At 59.7% G+C, this 18,994-nt stretch carries 18 protein-coding genes and 1 tRNA gene; 6 read left to right on the forward strand and 13 right to left on the reverse strand.

Translation table 11 applies throughout. The features are described 5' to 3' along the window. Nucleotides 1–13 precede the first annotated feature (13 nt). From ACFC5L_RS13575 to ACFC5L_RS13590, 4 genes are all read left to right on the forward strand, one after another. Nucleotides 14–1,393 (forward strand): formimidoylglutamate deiminase, encoded by a 1,380-nt coding sequence (locus tag ACFC5L_RS13575; RefSeq protein ID WP_375202397.1) that lies wholly within the window; start codon nt 14–16, stop codon nt 1,391–1,393. Beyond that, the gene (locus ACFC5L_RS13580) at nt 1,390–2,082 is read left to right on the forward strand and encodes a GntR family transcriptional regulator (protein WP_375202396.1); all 693 of its coding nucleotides are present in this window, start codon (nt 1,390–1,392) and stop codon (nt 2,080–2,082) included. Before ACFC5L_RS13575 ends, ACFC5L_RS13580 begins: the two co-directional genes overlap by 4 nt. Nucleotides 2,083–2,290: 208 nt before the next feature. After that, on the forward strand, nt 2,291–3,271 hold the full coding sequence (locus tag ACFC5L_RS13585) for a polyprenyl synthetase family protein (protein WP_375202395.1): 981 nt from the start codon (nt 2,291–2,293) through the stop codon (nt 3,269–3,271). Between the two features lie 60 nt (nt 3,272–3,331). Then, complete coding sequence (locus ACFC5L_RS13590; RefSeq protein WP_375202394.1) at nt 3,332–3,862, forward strand: sterol desaturase family protein; 531 nt, start codon at nt 3,332–3,334, stop codon at nt 3,860–3,862. Here ACFC5L_RS13590 and ACFC5L_RS13595 read toward each other — a convergent pair. Genes ACFC5L_RS13595 through crtY form a run of 3 tightly spaced genes read right to left on the reverse strand, consistent with a single transcriptional unit; the run spans nt 3,855 to nt 7,543 of the window. Continuing rightward, complete coding sequence (locus tag ACFC5L_RS13595) at nt 3,855–4,841, reverse strand: phytoene/squalene synthase family protein (protein ID WP_375202393.1); 987 nt, start codon at nt 4,839–4,841, stop codon at nt 3,855–3,857. The genes ACFC5L_RS13590 and ACFC5L_RS13595 overlap by 8 nt on opposite strands. Beyond that, complete coding sequence (locus ACFC5L_RS13600) at nt 4,842–6,347, reverse strand: phytoene desaturase (RefSeq protein WP_375202392.1); 1,506 nt, start codon at nt 6,345–6,347, stop codon at nt 4,842–4,844. It lies immediately after the preceding gene. Between the two features lie 8 nt (nt 6,348–6,355). Further along, on the reverse strand, nt 6,356–7,543 hold the full coding sequence (gene crtY / locus ACFC5L_RS13605) for a lycopene beta-cyclase CrtY (protein WP_375202391.1): 1,188 nt from the start codon (nt 7,541–7,543) through the stop codon (nt 6,356–6,358). An 89-nt stretch (nt 7,544–7,632) separates the two neighbouring features. On the opposite strand from crtY, the gene ACFC5L_RS13610 reads away from it, so the two are divergent. After that, on the forward strand, nt 7,633–8,388 hold the full coding sequence (locus tag ACFC5L_RS13610; RefSeq protein WP_375202390.1) for a sterol desaturase family protein: 756 nt from the start codon (nt 7,633–7,635) through the stop codon (nt 8,386–8,388). Here ACFC5L_RS13610 and ACFC5L_RS13615 read toward each other — a convergent pair. The 9 genes from ACFC5L_RS13615 to mnmA form a co-directional block, all read right to left on the reverse strand. Next, nucleotides 8,372–8,875 carry a DUF2141 domain-containing protein gene (locus ACFC5L_RS13615; RefSeq protein ID WP_375202389.1) on the reverse strand — a complete coding sequence of 168 codons (504 nt, stop codon included), beginning with the start codon at nt 8,873–8,875 and terminating at the stop codon, nt 8,372–8,374. The two genes, ACFC5L_RS13610 and ACFC5L_RS13615, sit on opposite strands and share 17 nt — an antisense overlap. 89 nt (nt 8,876–8,964) lie before the next feature. Further along, nucleotides 8,965–11,634, reverse strand: a complete 2,670-nt coding sequence (gene metH / locus ACFC5L_RS13620) for a methionine synthase (RefSeq protein WP_375202388.1) — start codon at nt 11,632–11,634, stop codon at nt 8,965–8,967. 3 nt (nt 11,635–11,637) lie between these two features. Continuing rightward, nucleotides 11,638–12,705, reverse strand: coding sequence for a homocysteine S-methyltransferase family protein (locus ACFC5L_RS13625; RefSeq protein ID WP_375202387.1), 1,068 nt, complete (start codon nt 12,703–12,705; stop codon nt 11,638–11,640). After that, nucleotides 12,702–13,559, reverse strand: a complete 858-nt coding sequence (locus ACFC5L_RS13630) for a methylenetetrahydrofolate reductase (protein ID WP_375202386.1) — start codon at nt 13,557–13,559, stop codon at nt 12,702–12,704. The genes ACFC5L_RS13625 and ACFC5L_RS13630 overlap by 4 nt, the downstream gene beginning before the upstream one ends. Before the next feature lie 193 nt (nt 13,560–13,752). Further along, nucleotides 13,753–13,829: transfer RNA gene (locus ACFC5L_RS13635), tRNA-Met, on the reverse strand. A gap of 125 nt (nt 13,830–13,954) precedes the next feature. Next, complete coding sequence (locus ACFC5L_RS13640) at nt 13,955–15,070, reverse strand: NAD(P)/FAD-dependent oxidoreductase (RefSeq protein ID WP_375202385.1); 1,116 nt, start codon at nt 15,068–15,070, stop codon at nt 13,955–13,957. Between the two features lie 6 nt (nt 15,071–15,076). After that, complete coding sequence (locus tag ACFC5L_RS13645; RefSeq protein WP_375202384.1) at nt 15,077–15,445, reverse strand: YkgJ family cysteine cluster protein; 369 nt, start codon at nt 15,443–15,445, stop codon at nt 15,077–15,079. A gap of 21 nt (nt 15,446–15,466) precedes the next feature. After that, nucleotides 15,467–15,901, reverse strand: coding sequence for a GNAT family N-acetyltransferase (locus ACFC5L_RS13650; protein WP_375202383.1), 435 nt, complete (start codon nt 15,899–15,901; stop codon nt 15,467–15,469). Next, nucleotides 15,898–17,058 carry a tRNA 2-thiouridine(34) synthase MnmA gene (gene mnmA / locus ACFC5L_RS13655; protein WP_375203274.1) on the reverse strand — a complete coding sequence of 387 codons (1,161 nt, stop codon included), beginning with the start codon at nt 17,056–17,058 and terminating at the stop codon, nt 15,898–15,900. Before mnmA ends, ACFC5L_RS13650 begins: the two co-directional genes overlap by 4 nt. 149 nt (nt 17,059–17,207) lie before the next feature. On the opposite strand from mnmA, the gene ACFC5L_RS13660 reads away from it, so the two are divergent. Then, entirely contained in the window at nt 17,208–17,702 is a 495-nt protein-coding gene (locus ACFC5L_RS13660; RefSeq protein WP_375202382.1) for a thermonuclease family protein, read from the forward strand. Between the two features lie 25 nt (nt 17,703–17,727). Here the strand turns inward: ACFC5L_RS13660 and hemA are convergent, their stop codons facing one another. After that, a complete protein-coding gene (gene hemA / locus ACFC5L_RS13665) occupies nt 17,728–18,957 on the reverse strand; it encodes a 5-aminolevulinate synthase (RefSeq protein WP_375202381.1) in 1,230 nt (409 codons plus the stop codon). Nucleotides 18,958–18,994: the final 37 nt, after the last annotated feature.

Below are 18,994 nucleotides of genomic sequence, written 5' to 3' on the forward strand. Positions count from 1 at the left end.
GGAGGCGCAAGCCGTGGCCCGACAGACCCTGTTCGCAAATGAAGCCCTCACCCCGTCAGGCTGGGCCCAGAATGTTCGGGTGGACATCGACGGCGAGGGCCGGATCGCGGGGGTGACAGCAGGCGCCAAACCCGATGACGTTCCCGGGGAAGTAAAAGTCGGCGCCCTTCTCCCGGCTCCCGGCAACGCTCACTCTCACTCCTTTCAGCGGGCCATGGCCGGCCTCACTGAATATCGTTCCCAGGCCTATGATGATTTCTGGACCTGGCGCGCGCTCATGTATCATTTCGTGGAACGTTTGACGCCCGACGACATCGAGGCGATCGCCGCGCAAGTGCAGATGGAAATGCTTGAAGCGGGCTACGCCGCCATCGGCGAGTTTCACTATCTCCATCATCAGCCAGACGGCACGCCTTACGACATGCCGGGCGAGTTGGGCGCGCGCATGTTCGCCGCCGCGGCGCAAACGGGAATCGGCTACACGCATCTCCCCGTTCTTTATATGCGCGGCGGTATGGACGGCCGCCCCCTCTCCGGCGGTCAGCGGCGTTTCGGCAATACGCTCGATCAGTTCGGAACGCTTTTTGAACAGGCGCGCGAGCGCCTTCAAGATTTGCCCGCCGATGCGCGCCTCGGCGTCGCGCCCCATTCGTTGCGCGCCGTCGATGAGGACGGCTTATCCTTTGCGGCCAGGCTTCATCGAACTGCGCCAGTCCATATTCACGCAGCCGAACAGACCGGCGAAGTGGATGAAGCCCTCACTCATCTCGGCGGCAGACCGGTGGCGTGGCTGCTCGATAACATGAAGATCGATTCAGACTGGCGGCTCGTTCACGCAACGCAAATGACCGATGCGGAAACCGCCGCCCTCGCCGCTTCGGGCGCCGGCGTTGTGGTTTGCCCCATCACCGAGGCCAATCTCGGCGACGGCATTTTCGAAGCGCAACAATATTTGTCCGCTGGCGGCGCGCTGGCGCTCGGGTCCGATTCCAATATCCGCATCTCACTGTCGGAAGAATTGCGGGCGCTTGAACACTCCCAGCGGCTTCGGGACCGCGAGCGGGCGGTGCTGGCGACGGCTGACAAATCCTGTGGGCGACGGATGCTCGAAACCGTGGCGGAGGGCGGCGCCTCAGCGCTCGGGCGCGATGCAGGCCGTATCGAACCCGGCGCACTCGCCGATCTTCTCGCACTCGATACGGCGTCATCGACGCTCGCGGGCCTTTCCGGCGACCGGCTTCTCGATACATGGATTTTCGCCGCCGGCGACCATCTCGTCAGCGATGTCTGGGCGGCAGGACGGCATGTGGTGAAAGACGGCCGCCACATCAAACACGACGCCATCGCCGCTCGCTTCAACAAGGTCATGCTGCGCCTTCGGAGCGAGCTATGAACGAGCGCAGCCATCACACGATCCGCGAAGCAATCCGCGAACGCATTTCCTCCGGCGAATGGGCGCCGGGGGCGCTGATGCCCGGTGAAGCGGATCTTGCAGACGAGTATCAATGCGCGCGAACGACCGTGAACCGTGCGCTGCAATCCCTTGCCGATGATGGCCTTATCGAACGCAAACGCCGCGCCGGCACGCGTATCAAGGAACTGCCGGTCAAACGCGCACGTTTTGAAATTCCATTGATCCGCCAGGAAGTGGAAGCGCTCGGCGCGCAATACCGCCCTCACCTGCTGCTTCGGGAGACGCTCGATGCGCCAGACGTCATCACGGCGCGCATGCACATGAAAGCGGGCGCCCGCGCGCTCCACCTTCAGACCGTGCACATGGCGGACGGAACGCCTTACGCCTTCGAGGATCGCTGGGTGAATCTTGAGGCTGCGTCGGGCATTCTTGAGGCGCCGCTGCATGAGATCAGCGCCAATGAATGGCTTTTAAAACACGCACCTTATTCAAGCGGCGACGTGGTTTTTTCCGCAACGTCCGCGGGGCCGAGGGAAGCCGCTGCGCTCGATATCCCTGAAGGCGCCGCCCTCTTCACGGTCGACCGCACCACATGGCTTGACCACCAGCATGTTACGACCATGAAGCTCTATTACCGGCCGGGATTTAAGCTAAAAGCGAGCGTATAACGGCTCAAAACCGCCAGGAACAAAGCCGGAACCGTCATCTGTTAATAGTGTTTCTTGTGAAAAGCGTCCCATTGCCCTTGTATATTGTGCAAAGGCGAAAGAACGCTCCTTCAAAACTTTGTCTGTTCCCCAACCCCCGGAATTAGTGCATCATAGTTCTCACAAGATGTTTCTCACACTTGTTCATATCGCCCCAAGGAGCCGCAGCATGGCGTTCGATAAACGCGTAGAAGTCGGCCTTGAAAATCTTAGCGCCGGCGCGATCGACGTCCTGCGTCAGAAAATCGACATTCGGCTGAGCGAACTTTACCGGGAAAACGCCAAAGACACGCGCCTTGTTTGCGCCATGCGGCACGCGCTTTTATCGCCGGGAAAACGTTTCCGCCCCATCATTACACTGCTCTCGCATGCTGAAAGCGGCGGCGACCTTGAAGACGCTGTCGACGCCGCCTGCGCCATTGAAATGGTCCATGCAGCCTCGCTGATCATGGACGACCTCCCCTCCATGGATGATGCGCGCCTGCGCCGCGGGCGCCTCGCGACCCATGTGGTGTTCGGCGAGGGCACAGGGATGCTGGCGGCCGTTGCATTGCTCAACGAAGCCTATCGCGTGATCGCCAATGGGCGCGCCGGCGATCCGGCGGAGAAGATGCGCGCCATTTGTCACCTCACCAACGCCGTTGGCCCGGACGGCCTCGCCGGCGGACAAGAACGCGACATCATGTGCGGCGGCGCAGAGCCGGACGCGAACTCGCTGAAGGAAATCGAACAGCGCCATCTTGAAAAAACCGGCGCGCTTTTCGCAGCCGCTGCGGCCATCGGCGCCGAACTCGCCGGCGCCGACAAGGCGCGCGTTCAAAAGATGCATGAATATGGCGTAGCGCTCGGTCTCGCCTATCAGGCGTTTGACGATGTGATCGACGTCGAAGGCACGATGGAAAGCACCGGCAAGGACGTGTCGCAGGATCAGGGCAAGTCGACGGTTGTCAGCCTTCTGGGGCGTGAGGGCGCACGCCGCTCGGCCGGGCGCTGGCTCGGCCGCGCCATCGAAGCGTCGGAAGAAGGCGCAGAACCCGGCCGGCCCGTCCTGCTCGCCGCGCTCGCCCGCAAGATCGGCAAGAAATTCGGCGTGCTCGCCATTGAGGAAGACGCCGAAAAGGTAAAACAGCGCCGCCCCCTTTCAACATAAAGGCTTTCAGCGCGTTTCGCCGCGTCGCGAAAGCGGATCCGGCCTGTTATAGTCATTCCCATGTCGCCGCTTACCTTCATCGCCATTGTCATCGCCTTCATCCTGTTGATGGAAGGCGTCGCCTGGCTGACACATCGTTATGTGATGCATGGCTTTTTATGGTCGTTGCATAAATCCCATCACGAACCGCGCATGGGCGCCTTTGAAAAGAATGACTGGTTTGCGGTGATCTTTTCGGTTCCGTCAATCGCGCTCATTTATATCGGCGTGAATGGCTGGCCGGCGGCGCTCGCCGCAGGGATCGGCATTCTCGGCTACGGCCTCATTTATTTTTTCTTTCACGACATTCTGGTGCATCGGCGCATGGATTTCGGGTTGCGGCCAAAGAAGGGATATCTTGCGCGCGTGGTTCAGGCGCATCGCCTCCATCATGCCGTTGAATCGAAAGAAGGCTGCGTTTCTTTCGGCTTTATCTTCGCACCGAGCCCGCAACATTTGAAACAGATGATGAAAAAAACCGAAGGCGCAAGACTGCGCGCTGCATCGGTCAAAAGCAATCTGCCGCCGCTCGAGCAGCCTCCGGTCACATAGACTGGCGACGCCAGAGCGCGCCTTTCGGCAGGGTCTTCAACGTCTTCAAAAAAATCGCAGAGGGCGCGCCGGTGAAAAGTCCTGAGATCGCGAGCATAGTTTTCCGCGGCCCCGGGACAGCCACGCGCGCGCGCCAGACATCCGGCCCGCCATCGCGAATGCGTCTGCCAATATCGCGATAGATATTGCGCGCCGCCGCCACCGCCGCCGCCGCCCGCGGCGGCAGGCGCCGCACGCCTGCAGTTGCAGAAACATAGTACTCATCGGCGATGTCCAGCAGCGAAATAGCGACACGCCAGACGCTTTCCTTGTTCGCCTCATCAAGAAGCGCAGCCGGCTCTGATGCAACGCCTTCCGCGGCCAGCATCGCAGCGGGAACATAGACCCGCCCGGCCCGTGCATCGTCATAAATATCCCGGCAGATATTGGTGATCTGAAAGGCGAGCCCGAGGTCGCAGGCGCGATCGAGCGTTTCTTCGTCGTCGCGGTCCACGCCCATGAGGATCGCCATCATGATCCCCACGACACCGGCGACGCCGTAACAATAGCGCAACGTATCGTCGAGCGTTTCAAATCTCGCCTCTTCAGCGTCGAGGGCGAACCCCGCCAAGAGATCGAACGGATATTGCTCCGGCAACTGATGGCGCGCCGCCACTTCCGCAAAGGCGTCAAAAGCCGGTTCGCCAATGCGTTCGCCATTAAGACTGCGGCGCGTCTTCTCACGAAGGCGTTCCAGGCGGCGCTGGCGTTCCGCCGCCGTCATTTCTGCGTCCGGCGCATCCTCGCCCATGGACTGCCCGTCAATCACGTCGTCGCAATGGCGGCACCAGGCGTAGAGCATCTGCGCATCGGCCTGCATGTCACGGCCGAAGAGCAGTGAAGCAAGCGCAAAGCTTTTCGACCCCTGCTTGATGGTTTGCTTGCCATAGGCGGAGAGCGCATCGCGAGAGCCCGCACTTTGTGCTGCGGAAACGCTCACCTATTCCGCCGCCTTTGACGGCGCGGCGGCGCCAAAAGCTTCCAGCATAAGCCCGGCGGTCGCCTTGGCGGATCCCACAACGCCCGGAATGCCGGCGCCTGGATGGGTGCCGGCCCCGACAAAATAAAGATTGGGAATCTGGTCGTCGCGATTGTGAACCCTGAAAAACGCGGACTGGGTTAGAATCGGCTCAATGGAAAAGGCTGATCCGAGATGCGCATTCAGCTCCGTTTCAAAATCCGCCGGCGTGAAAATGCGCGACGTCACGAGGTCTTCCGTCAGGCCGGGGATGTAACGCTCTTCAAGATAACTGAAAATACGATCGCGATATTTCGGCCCTTCCACCGACCAGTCGATGTTCGCCTTGCCGAGATTAGGCACGGGCGAGAGCACGTAAAACCCGTCGCATCCCGGCGGCGCCAGCGCCGGGTCCGTCGCCGTCGGACGGTGCAGATAGAGTGAGAAGTCATCCGGCAGATCAGGTCCGGAGAAAATTTCGGAAATCAGTTCACGATAGCGCGGCCCGAAAATAATCGAGTGGTGGGCGATATCGGGGTGTTTTTTCTTCAAGCCAAAATACGCGACGAAAAGCGAGTTCGAAAACCGCTTACCCTTCAACTGCCGGCCCTTGCGCGCCGCGGATGGCGTTTTGCCGAGAAGCTTTTCGTAGGTGTGAACAATGTCGGCGTTGGATGCGACGGCGTCGACGGCAAACCGGTCTCCGCTTTCAAGGATAACCTCTCGCGCCTGATCGTCTTCGACCGTCACTTCTTTCACCGGCGCATTCATGTGAATTTCGCCGCCGAGATCGGTGAAGAGCCGACCCATGCCTGCGATCAGCGCGCCGGTGCCGCCGCGGGGAAACCACACGCCCCATTTGCGCTCCAGTGCATGGATCAACGCATAGATCGCCGACGTCTTGAATGGATCGCCGCCGACTAACAGCGTATGAAAGGAAAACGCCTGACGCAGTTGCGGATCTTTCACGAAGTCGCCAAGCCGGTCATAGACGCTGCGATAGCTCTGAAGCCCGATAAGCTGCGGCGCAACACGGATCATCGACCAGAAATTCAAAAACGGCACGGCGCCGAGTTTCAGATAACCTTCCCGGAAAAGCTCAAGGGAATATTCGTGAAACCGCTCATAGCCTTCGGCGTCGGGCGGGTTCTTGGCGCGGATCTGTTCCAAAAGCCGCGCCTCGTCGCTGCAATAATCGAAGGAATAACCGTCTTCCCATAAAAGCCGGTAAAAGGGGTCGACATTCAACAGCTCGACATAGTCGGAAAGCTTGGCGCCGCTGAGTTCAAATAATTCCTCAAGCGCGGACGGGTCCGTGACCACGGTCGGCCCTGCGTCAAAGGTGAAACCGTCCTGTTGGTATACATAGGCGCGCCCGCCCAGCCGGTCGCGTTTTTCAAACAGCCGTGTTTGAATGCCCGCTGACTGTAGCCGAATGGCGAGCGCAAGCCCGCCAAATCCCGAACCGATCACTGCTGCTGTGGACATGTCCCGCCTTATCGTTGCGCCGTCATGGCGCTTTTCAAATACGTGTCTTCACTGAGACAGCCAAGGGCCCGCCCCACCGGCACCGGCGGTTTTCCGGCCAGAATGCGCGCCTGATCACCAAGATGTGTTGCACCTGCATAAAATCGTTCGATCAGCGGCTGCGGCAAAGTGTAAAATCGTTGCAGCACCTTATAACGCTGATCGGGCGCGGCGGCCGTGAACAGCATACGGCTTAACAGGCGATAAAAGCCACGCCTTTTCCATAAAGATGCAGCATGATCGCGCGAAAAGCGCGCCAGCGCCGGGCCCGACAGATCCGGCTGCGCGGCAATCAACTCCGCCAGAGCGGCGGCGTCGGGCAAGGAATAACCGGTCAGCGGATGAAACAGCGCCGCACGCATGCCGGCCTGAGCGACGCCGCTATCTGCTTCGTTGAGGTAACCGTCAATGTCGCCCGCAAGCGCGATGGGCAAGACGCCTTCTTCTTCCCGAAGGACCTTCGCGACCGCCCAGCCCTGCGCCGCGCAATAGTCAGAGACGCCCCGCCTCAACGCGTCACGGTCAAGCGCCTCGCCATCGGCATAGCGCGTATCCTCCACCAGCGCAGTCCTGTCCGTGAAGGGAAGAACATAGATAAAGCGATACCCGTCTTCCTGGGGAACCGTCGCATCCATAATAATTGGCGCATCAAGGCCGTGCGGCGCGGCGAATTCGATCTCCTGGCCCACAAATTTCTGAAAGCCGAGCGCAAGATGGTTGCTCTCTTTTGCGCCGCGGGCGTCAATCACCGCTTTCGCCTCGATCACATCGCCATTGAGGAGCTCGACCCTGTCCGGCGCAACTTTCTCTATAGTCGCATTCAGCGCCAGCCCGTCGCCGAGCAGCGGCGCCACGACGTCATGAAGTCGCGACGACGAGATGGAACAGTAAGAGGTTTGAAGTTCGCGAGCATAATCAGGAAAGCGCACTGACTGGCGCGACCAGCGATGAACGACAAAAGCCGACAGCCATGAATAAGTATCAGCGCTGACGTCAGCGCCATGAAATGACCAGGTATGATTGCCGCCAAGCGACGCGCCCTGGTCGATGAGGATGACAGACACATCCGGGCGCTCAAGACGAAGGCGATAGGCGATCAGCGCGCCTGAAAGCCCGCCCCCCGCAATCGCGATCTCTGCCTTGCCCGATATACTCACACCGCCTCCATTGCCAGAGTTGGAGGTTATAGGCGATAGTCTGGCCGATTAAAATTGACCTTCGCGCTTGATAACAAGGCTCTTCGCCCGTGACCGCACCCGACCTCGCCGTAACCTATCTCCAACTGACGGCGATCATTTGGGCGCGCTATTTCCTTATTGCCGGCCTCTTTTATTTTCTGCTCTGGGGACGGCCTGAAGAAAAGGTCGGCGCGCGCCGCCTCGCCGAAAGACGGCCAGATGCAAAAACAGTGCGGCACGAGATTATCATGTCGCTCGCCTCATCAGCGATATACGCCGCGCCCGGCGCGATCGTGTTCGAAATGTTCCGCCATGGCGGCACGGCAATTTACGCCGGGCCGATTCAAGGCGTCGCGGGCTGGCTTTACGTTCCCGTCAGCATCTTCATTTTTCTCTTTATCCATGACGCCTATTTCTACTGGACCCATCGCCTGATGCATCATCCGAAACTGTTTCGGGCGACGCATCTCGCCCATCACCGCTCGCGCCAGCCGACGCCATGGGCGGCTTTTTCCTTTCACCCGTGGGAAGCGATCATCTCCGCCTGGATATTGCCGGCGGCGGCGCTTTTCATCCCGATCCATGTCGGCGCGGTTTTATTCGTGCTGGTGTTCATGACCTATTGCAGCGTCGCCAATCATGCCGGCTGGGAAATCATACCCGAAGGCTGGGTGAAGGGACTGTTTGGCGCGCATTTCATTTCCGCAAGCCACCACAATGTTCACCACACAAACTATAACGCCAATTACGGCCTTTATTTCCGGTTCTGGGATCAGCTGATGAAAACCGATAAAGGCGTCGCAGAGCCTATCCGCGCAAAGTGATTGTCATCTTCATCGGCTTGTCGAAGTGAAACTTCGCATAGTCGAATGATTTCGGCATCATCCGGTCTGTTTTCTCGCCAGAAAATCCATAAGGCTCTTTCGGCGGACCATAAAACCGCCGGTTCAGCTTATTATCGCCGTCCTCGTCGTGGAACACTCTGATCGCATAGTCGCCGGGAGGCAGGTCATCCACATGCAACGCAACCTCTCCTTCCTGCGTGCGCGGCAGGGTGAACGTGCGGAACGGCTCAGCGTCATCGACGAACCAGCTTCCTTCGGTTTCGATGCTGACCCGCACGGGGCCTTCCCCCTCCCCCAGATGCGCGATCAGAAGATCAAGAGCAAGCGGCGTGTCAGAGACGGTTTCGGGCGCCGCTTCCATCACTTCCTCGGCAACGGCAGGCGCTGACGCCTGATCTTCAGCCATAGCCGCAGCGCCGGAAAGCAAAAAGGCGATAAGCCCCCAGCCAAACAGGCATTTTTTCATTCTTGTCTCCCTCGCCACCCAAAGCGGCGGCATCATTACAGACACCGCCGCTCAGGCAAAGCGTTTTAGGAGACAAGAAAGCGGCCTGATTATGACGCTTTGGAAAGTAATTCCCGATTCGGATTGTAGTTGAGGACCGGACCGAGCCAGCGTTCAGCCGTTTGCAGGTCCCAGCCCTTGCGGCGCGCATAATCCTCAACCTGATCCTGCTCAATCTTGCCGAGGGCGAAATAATGGGAGTCCGGGTGCGCGAAATAAAGGCCGGATACACTCGCCGGCGGGTTCATGGCGTAGCTGGAGGTGAGTTCAACGCCCGCATGCGCCGGCGCATTGAGCAGATCGAACAGAGTCGCTTTTTCCGTATGGTCCGGCTGCGAAGGGTAACCCGGCGCCGGGCGAATGCCGGCATATTTTTCCGAGATCAGATCTTCATTCGACAGCGCTTCCTCCGGCGCATAACCCCAAAATTCTTTTCGCACGCGCGCATGGAGATATTCCGCAAAACCTTCCGCGAAACGGTCGGCCAAGGCCTTCACCATGATCGAGGAATAATCGTCATACGCCGCCTTGAAGGCTTCGGCGCGTTCCAGTTCTCCGTGACCGGCGGTGACGCAAAACCCACCGATCCAGTCGACGCCCTCACCTTTGGATTTCAGAAAGTCGGAAAGCGCAACATTGGCGCCTTCTTTTTTCTTGATCTGCTGGCGCAAGGTGAAGAGCCGCGCCTGTTCAGCGTCGCGCGCGTCATCCACCCACAGCGCGATGTCGTCACCTTCCCGGTTGGCGGGCCAGAAGCCGACAGCGGCTTTCAAGGTCAGCCATTTTTCCGTGACCAGTTGATCGAGCATCTTCTGCGCGTCGGCCCAAAGCCCTCGCGCCGCTTCGCCGCGTTTTGAATCTTCCAGTATCTGCGGATAGCGGCCGGGCATATCCCAGCTCATAAAAAACGGCGTCCAGTCGATGAACGGCAGCACATCCTCAAGAGAAACATTATCAACGGCTTGCGCGCCGGTGAAGGAAGGCTTTTGGGGCTCATGCGCTTTCCAGTCCGGCTGGAACCGCGCCGCACGAGCAGCGCCAAGCGTCAGACGTTCTTTCGGTCCGCCGCCGGCGCGCGAGGCTCGCATCTTGGCGTATTTGGTCTTTGTTTCTTCCCAGAGTTTGGGACGAGCGTCATCCGACAATAAGTTGGAGACAACGCCCACGGCCCGGCTGGCGTCGGCGACATGAATTGTCGGCGCCGCATTATAGCCGGGTTCGATCTTCACCGCTGTGTGAGCCGGCGATGTGGTGGCGCCGCCGATCAGCAACGGTTTCGTCATGCCGCGCCGTTGCATTTCCGAGGCGACAAACACCATCTCGTCGAGCGACGGCGTGATCAGCCCTGACAAGCCGATAATGTCGGCGTCTTCTTCTTCCGCCGTGTCGAGAATGGTTTCGCAAGGAACCATGACGCCGAGATCGATGACGTCATAGCCGTTGCACTGAAGCACAACGCCGACAATGTTTTTGCCGATATCGTGGACGTCGCCTTTGACGGTCGCCATCACCACCTTGCCGTTGGATTTGCCGACAAGGCCCATCTCTTCCTTTTCTTTTTCCATATAGGGAAAGAGATGCGCCACGGCCTGTTTCATGACGCGGGCGGATTTCACCACCTGCGGCAGGAACATTTTGCCGTCGCCGAAAAGATCGCCGACCACATTCATCCCGTCCATCAACGGACCTTCAATGACATGGAGCGGGCGCTCGACAGCGAGCCGCGCTTCTTCGGTGTCTTCGTTGATATATTCAGTGACGCCATGGACAAGCGCATGGACAAGGCGTTCGTTCACCGGCTTTTCGCGCCAGGCGAGATCTTTTTCCTGCACCTGCCCCTTCTGGCCGCGATAGCGTTCGGCGATATCCAGGAGGCGTTCCGTCGCATCGTCGCGGCGATTGAGGATCACATCCTCAACGCGTTCCCGCAGCTCCGGTTCGATATCGTCATAAATGTCGAGCTGGCCGGCATTGACGATCGCCATGTTCAGCCCGGCCTTGATGGCGTGATAGAGAAAGACCGAGTGCATGGCGCGGCGCACAGGCTCATTGCCCCGGAAAGAAAACGACACATTGGAAAGACCGCCGGAAACATGAACGCCGGGCATGTCTTCGCGAATGCGCCCCGCCGCTTCAATAAAGGCGCGGGCATAGTCGTTATGCTCTTCAATCCCCGTCGCGACCGCAAAAATATTAGGATCGAAAATAATGTCTTCCGGCGGAAAGCCGACTTTCTCGGTCAGAAGGTCATAGGCGCGTTTGCAGATACGCACCTTCTCATCCGCCGTTTCCGCCTGTCCCTTTTCGTCAAACGCCATGACGACCGTCGCAGCGCCATAGGAAAGAATCGCCCGCGCCTGTTCCAGAAACGGCTCTTCGCCTTCTTTCAGGGAAATGGAATTGACGATCGCCTTGCCCTGCACGCATTTAAGGCCCGCCTCGATCACCTCCCATTTCGACGAGTCGATCATCACCGGCACGCGGGCGATATCCGGCTCGGCGGCGATCAGGTTCAAAAAGGTGCGCATGGCTTCGGGGCCGTCAAGCATCCCCTCATCCATATTGACGTCGATGATCTGGGCGCCGTTTTCGACCTGCTGGCGCGCAACCTCCACCGCATCGGCATAGCGGTCTTCGGAAATCATCTTCCGAAATCTGGCGGAGCCGGTGACGTTGGTGCGCTCACCGATATTGATGAAAGTGGCTGTTTGTTCTGTCATGGATTAAGCGACTTCAAAGGGTTCAAGGCCCGACAGACGCATGGCGCGCGGGCGTTCGGAAATTTCGCGCGGGGCGGCGCCCGATGCGGCTTCAGCAATGGCGGCGATATGTTCGGGCGTTGCGCCGCAACAGCCGCCGAGGATATTAACAAGCCCGCTCTCCGCCCACTCGCCGAGCATCGCCGAAGTTGTCTCCGGCGTTTCTTCATATTCGCCGAAAGCGTTGGGAAGGCCGGCGTTCGGATAGGCGGCGACATGGGTGTCGGCGATCCGCGCCAGCGTCGCGATATGCGGGCGCATCAGGTCGGCGCCGAGCGCGCAGTTCAATCCCACCGCAAAAGGTTTGGCGTGACGCACGGAATTCCAGAACGCCTCCACCGTCTGACCGGAAAGCGTGCGCCCCGAGCGGTCGGTGATCGTGCCGGAAATCCAGATCGGCAACGCCTCCATCCCTTCGGCCTCAAGATCCTTGATCGCCTTCAGCGCCGCCTTGCAATTCAATGTGTCGGTGATGGTTTCGATCAGATACATGTCGACGCCGCCTTCACAGAGCGCTTCGACCTGCATGCGATAGGCGTCATAGACTTCGTCGAAGGTGACGGCGCGCGCGCCCGGATCATTCACATCGGGCGACATGGACAGCATCTTGTTCATGGGCCCGATAGACCCCGCAACGAAGCGCGGCTTGTCCGGCTCTTTGGCGGTCCAGGCGTCAGCGCTCGCACGGGCGAGACGCGCGCCTTCATTATTGATGTCGACAACCTCTTCGGCGCCAAGATCGTAATCCGCCTGGGCGATCACGGTCGATGAAAACGTGTTGGTCTCGGAAATATCGGCGCCGGCGGCGTAAAACGTATCATGAAGGTCGGTGACCACATCGGGGCGCGTAAGACACAATATGTCGTTATTGCCTTTCATCTGGCCCGGATGATCGGCAAAGCGTTCGCCGCGATAATCCGCCTCCTCAAGCCCCTTGCGCTGGATCATCGCGCCCCAGCCGCCATCGAGAACGAGGATGCGCTGCTTCACAGCGTCTTTCAGGGCGGCGATCCTGTCCTGACGTTCACTCATGCGGCTCTCCTGTCTTTGGCGAGGCCAAGATTTCGGCAGACCTCTATCGCGAGCGGCGCGCGGTTCATGGCGTAAAAATGAAAAGCCTCGACGCCTTCGCTGGCGAGGCGCGCGCAGATCGACGTTGTGATCTCCACCGTTGCGCGATCGCGCGCATCGGCGTCATCCCCGCAGGCTTCGTAGATGCGTATGATTTTCAGCGGCGTGAACGCCCCGCAAAGCCGTGCGATTTTCTGCAATCCCTTGAAGTTCGATTGCAGCATGATGCCTGGCGTGATGGGTTTATCGATTCCGAAATCGGTAGCGGCGTCGCGATAGCGCAGGAAGACCTCCGGCTCGAAAAAGAACTGCGTCAGCGCGCGGTCCGCGCCCGCATCGAATTTGCGTTTCAGATTGTCGAGTTCATCGTGAAGACCCCGCGCTTCCGGGTGCGTTTCAGGATAACAACCGACAGAAATATCAAAGTCCGCGACATTCTTCGCGCCGGCGACAAGATCGGCGGCATAGGCGTATCCATCCGCATGCGGTTCATAAAGGGCGCCGATCCCCTCCGCCGGATCGCCGCGCAGCGCCACGATGCGCCGGACGCCGGCGGCCCAATATTCCTTGAGCACCGAATCGACTTCCGTGCGGGAGGCGCCCACACAGGTGATGTGCCCCGCCGCCGGAGCTTTCTCCGCCAGCGCAGCCGCAATCCCCAATGTCCGCTCACGAGACGATCCGCCCGCCCCATAGGTCACCGAAATAAAGTCGGGATCGAGCGTGGCCAGTTCACTCGCCACGTCGATGACTTTAGGCGCCCCCTCAGGGCGCTTGGGCGGGAACAATTCGAAGGAAATCTCTGGCTGATTCATCTGCAGCGGCCCAATTCACTGTTTTCGCTATGATTTTTATCCTGTTAGTACATATACCATATATACTATCAGGATATAAACATATCCTTATATGATTGGAAAGCGCATTTTTTCTGCGCTGCACATAAAATTTCCTGAAAGACGCCGTCTCGCCGCCGGACGAGCCGCATATCAGTGGGATTTTTTGTGGGATTGGTAGCGGGGGGCGGATTTGAACCGCCGACCTCAGGGTTATGAATCCTGCGCTCTCACCAACTGAGCTACCCCGCCAAAAGGGTCCGGGGAGCCAAGGCCGCATCCGCCGGGAGCGGAGGTCTATAGCGGGGAGCACCCGGCCCCGCAAGGCTAATTCTCTGGACTTTTCGCCCCTTCGCCATCGCCGTCAGCAAGCCGTCTTATTGCGCCTGAGCGGCGACCAGCGCAGCCGCGCGGTCAGCGACCGCGAGCGAGGTGGTAAGGCCCGGCGATTCGATCCCGTAAAGGCCAAGATAAAACGGAACGCCATGGAGTTCGGACGTGGAGAACAGAAAGTCACCCTCCTCCCCCGGCCCCTTCAGTTTCGGCCGAATGCCGGCATAGCCGGGCTGAAGCTTCGTCTCATCAATATCGGGCCAGAATTTGCGCGCCGCCGCGGCGAAAGCGCTCCGCCGGCTTTCATCCACGGAATAATCCGTATTCGTCTCAACATATTTGAGATCCGGCCCGAGCTTGCCCTGCCCGCCGAGATCGCGCGTGTAGTGAACGCCCTGACTGTCCGGCGCCGGCAAGGGATAGATCAGCCGCGAGAACGGCGCCTTGCCGGCATAGGTGAAATACTGGCCCTTGCCATATTTCAGATGCGGGATCGTTTCATCGGGAATGCCGGCAATCGAACGCGCCACACGATCCGACCAGAGACCGCCGCAATTGACGACGGTCTTCGCCTTCAGCGTCACAGGGTCAGCGCCGCCCACCTCAAGTTCAATTCCGTCGCTCGCAACACGCCCGCCGGTGACCGGCGATGAAAGCGCCAGCGCGCCGCCATGGTTTTCCACTTCACCCAAAAGCGCGAGCATCAGCCCGTGGCTGTCGACAATGCCCGATGAGGGCGAGCGGATTGCGCCGAACGAGCGCAGTCCCGGCTCCAGCGCCGAGGCCTCTTCCGCGCTGATAATGGTGAGATCGTCAACGCCGTTATTTTCAGCGTTTTCCTTGAGCGCGGTCAGTTTCGGAATATCTTCTGCGCTGGTGGCGACGAGAAGCTTGCCGCAGCGGGAATGACTGACATTGTGCTCGGCGCAAAAAGCATAGAGCATGTCGCGGCCTTTGAGCGCCAGCGATGCGCGCACGCCGCCGGGGCGATATTGAAGCCCCGCGTGAATGACTTCGGAATTGCGGGCGGAAGTTTCTTCGCCGAACGCTTCGTTTTTTTCGAGAATGAAAACTTCGCGGCCGGCTTTGGCCAGCGCCCGCCCAACCGCGAGGCCAATGACGCCGGCGCCGATAACGACTGCGTCAACTGCCTCGGCCATGGCGCCTTAGTCCGTGGTGGCGACCCAGTCCGGATCGTCCTGAACTTCGCGTTCCCATTTCAGAAACTCATAATAACCGCAACGCTTTTGCGTCGGAAATTCGCGGCAGATTTTCATGCGGCCTTCATAGATGGTGCAGTTGCGCGTATCCTTGTCGAGGAACATGCAGGATGTCACGAAATGCTCGTCATCCGTGTGGCGAATGACCCGCGGATTTTCCTTATCGCCCTTTTTGGTGAATTTCTTCTCGGCTTTTTCTTCAGAGATGCCGTGAAACTTGGCGAGCCGCTTTATGTCCGCCTTGTTCACCGGAATATGTGTGTAGGAACAGCAATAGGCTGAACACTTCACACAGTCATATAATTTCTTCGCCATGAAACGCCCCGCGCAGCAAACTTAGTCCATCCGGTAGTGAACGAAGTCGCTTAAGGTTGCAACCTTATCATAGAGTTTACGCGCGGTTTGATTGCCTTTGTCGGTGTGCCAGTAGACACGGCTGAGGCCCCGGGATTTGGCTTCCTCATAGACGGCGTTGATGAGCGCACGGCCGGCGCCGCCGCTGCGCACATCAGCGTCAACATATAGATCTTCGAGATAGCAATAGCCGCTCTCCGACCATGTGGACGGATGCGGCAGACCGTGGACAAAGCCGATGACGGCGCCGTTCTGTTCCGCGACAAAACCGAAATAAGGCGCGCCTTTGGTCAGGCTGTGGAAAAGCCTGTCGGCATGAGCCTGCGGCAGCTCCATCTTGTAGAAATCAAGATAGTCCGCCCACAGGCGATGCCATGCGTCTTCGTCAGCCGCGGTGATTTTACGAACGGCGATCATGCAGCGGCTTTCGTAGCGGCGATCCAGCCGCCGCCAAGGACGCGGTCATGGGCGGCGTCGGGCGAGTAAAAGACACAAGCCTGGCCCGGCGCCACGCCCTCTTCCGGCGTGGCAAGCTCCACCGCCCAACCCTCATCCCAGATGAGTTTCGCAGGCGCCGGCGGGCGGGTGGATCGAACTTTTACAGCGATTTTAGTCCCGCTGCGCGCCGCCGCCTCACCATCGCCGTCCCCGAGCCAGGTGACGTCTTTCAGGGCGATGCGCGAGACCATCAGCGCCTCGCGCGGCCCCACAATCACTTGCCGCTTGGCCGGGTCGAGGCGCACCACATAAAGCGGCTCGCCCGCCGCAACGCCGAGGCCACGACGCTGACCCACCGTGTAGTGAATGACGCCCTGATGGCGTGCGAGCACCGTCCCGTCCACATGGACGATCTCACCGGGCTCAGCGGCGCCCGGGCGCAGCCGCTCGACCACGGAAGCGTATTTGCCTTCGGGCACGAAACAGATGTCCTGGCTGTCCGGCTTGTCAGCGACAACGAGCCCAAGCTCCGATGCAATCCGCCGCGTTTCCGATTTGGGCATGTCACCCAGCGGGAAGCGCAAATAGTCGAGCTGGTCTTTCTTGGTCGAGAACAGGAAATAGCTCTGGTCTTTCGACGCATCATGGGCGCGGCGCATCTCCGGCCCGTTCGGGCCCACGACGCGGCGAATATAATGCCCCGTCGCCATGGCGGTGCCGCCGAGATCGCGCGCAGTTTCAAGCAGATCCTTGAACTTCACCCGCTCGTTACAGCGCACGCAAGGGATCGGCGTCGCCCCGGCGAGATAGGTGTCGGCGAAATCCTCCATCACCGCTTCGGAGAACCGGTTTTCATAATCGAGCACGTAATGGGGAAAGCCCATGGCCTCGGCCACCCGGCGGGCGTCATGGATGTCCTGCCCGGCGCAGCAGGCGCCTTTTTTCTGGATGGCGACGCCATGATCGTAAAGCTGCAGGGTGACGCCAACCACATCATAGCCGGCGAGTTTCGCGAGCGCCGCCGTGACCGATGAGTCGACCCCGCCCGACATGGCGACGATCACGCGCGCGCCCGCAGGCACGCCGAGGTCGATCCGCGGGGCGTCAATGGTCGATATGTCGTTCAGGGCCGTCATTTCGCGGCGGAACATAGGGACGGCGCGGTCCGAAGACCAGTCCCGGCCGTAAAGGCGTTGGTTACATTTCTAACCAGTCTCTTAAAGCCCGCGTAAGAGCCGCTCTCTAACATTACCAATTGGAGAGAAAGCTGAGTGTGAGTTGCGTGATGCGCCCAAAAAAACCAGCCCGCAAACCGGCGGCCAAAAAGGCCGCCGCTAACGGCAAAGCCCGGAAACGGCCGAACAAGGCGATGAAGCTCCGGTCGAGCGCCCTGACGCTCGCGCTGGCGCTTCCGCTTGCCTGGGCGGCGGCGAATACCGCCCCTCACGCTTTTGCGGCGACCCATCAATATGAGGGTGTCGTCACCAGGGTCGTGGATGGCGACACGCTCTATCTCGATGGCGTCGAAACGCGGATCCGTCTTTGGGGGCTCGATGCGCCGGAACGGGGCCAGCCCGGCGGCAACGCCGCCAAGCGGGCCTTGCGCGAAATCGCCCATGGCGAGCGTCTTCGCTGCAAAGAGGTCGACATTGACCGCTATGGCCGGATCGTCGGCCAGTGCTTCCTCGCCGATGGCGGGGACGTCGCAGCGCTGATGATCGAAAGCGGCAAGGCGCGCGAATATGTGCGCTATTCGGGCGGGTATTATTCGACGCGATGAGTTACGGCCGTCAGGCTCTCGTGAGTCAGGCGGCGCGTTTCAACTTCAGCGCGGTCCAGACATCGTCGAGCGCCTTGATGAGATCGCCCATATGGTCATCCGTATGCAGCGGCGTCGGCGTGAATCTGAGACGCTCCGTTCCTTTTGGCACGGTCGGATAGTTGATGGGCTGCACATAGATGTTGTGCTGTTCGAGCAGATAGTCGGAAACCCGCTTGCAATGCACGGGATCGCCGACCTTCACCGGCACGATGTGGCTCACTGATTCCATCACCGGCAGGCCTTCATCGGCGAGGAGCTTTTTCAGGCGCGCCGCGCGCTCCTGATGCTGTTCGCGAAGATGATTGGACTCTTTGAGCGTTTCGACGCTCGCAAGCGCGCCGGCGACGAGAACAGGCGACAGCGCCGTCGTAAAAATGAAGCCCGACGCATAGGAACGGATCGCGTCGACGATATCGGCGTTCGCGGCGATATAGCCGCCCATGACGCCAATCGCCTTGCCGAGCGTTCCTTCGATGATGTCGATGCGATGCGCAACGCCGTCGCGTTCGGAAACGCCGCCGCCGCGAAGCCCGTAAAGACCGACCGCATGCACTTCATCGAGATAGGTGAAGGCGTTGTATTTTTCCGCAAGATCGCAAATCTCTTTCATGGGCGCGATATCGCCATCCATGGAATAGACGGATTCAAACGCGATCACTTTCGGGCGATCCGCCGGCAGCTCGGCGAGCAGCTCTTCGAGGTGCTCAAGATCGTTATGGCGCCAGATGCGCTTGATGGAACGGCCGCCGCGAATGCCCTCGATCATCGACGCATGGTTGAGCTCGTCGGAGAGGATCACGCAATCGGGCAGGATGCGCGAGATCGTCGACAGCGTCGCTTCGTTGGAAACATAGCCGGATGTGAAGAGCAGCGCCGCTTCCTTGCCGTGAAGGTCGGCAAGCGCGCGCTCAAGCTTCATATGATAATGGGTCGTGCCGGCGATATTGCGCGTGCCGCCGGCGCCCGCGCCGACTTTGCGGAGCGTATCTTCCATAGCCCCGACAACCGCCGGATGCTGGCCCATGCCGAGATAATCGTTGGAGCACCAGACGGTGATTTCCCGCGGCTCACGCTCGCGCTCATTGTGACCGCCATAATAAAGGGCTTTCGGGAACTGCCCCCGAATGCGCTCCAGGTCTGCAAAAACCCGGTAGCGGCCCTCGGCCCGAACCGCGTCCACCGCCGCCCGGAAAGCTTCATTATAATCGACCATCGCGCTCTTTCGGCTTAACGCCCCGTTTTTACTCAGA

The sequence above is a fragment of the Hyphococcus sp. genome, from assembly GCF_041986965.1.
Taxonomy (GTDB): Bacteria; Pseudomonadota; Alphaproteobacteria; order Caulobacterales; family Parvularculaceae; genus Hyphococcus.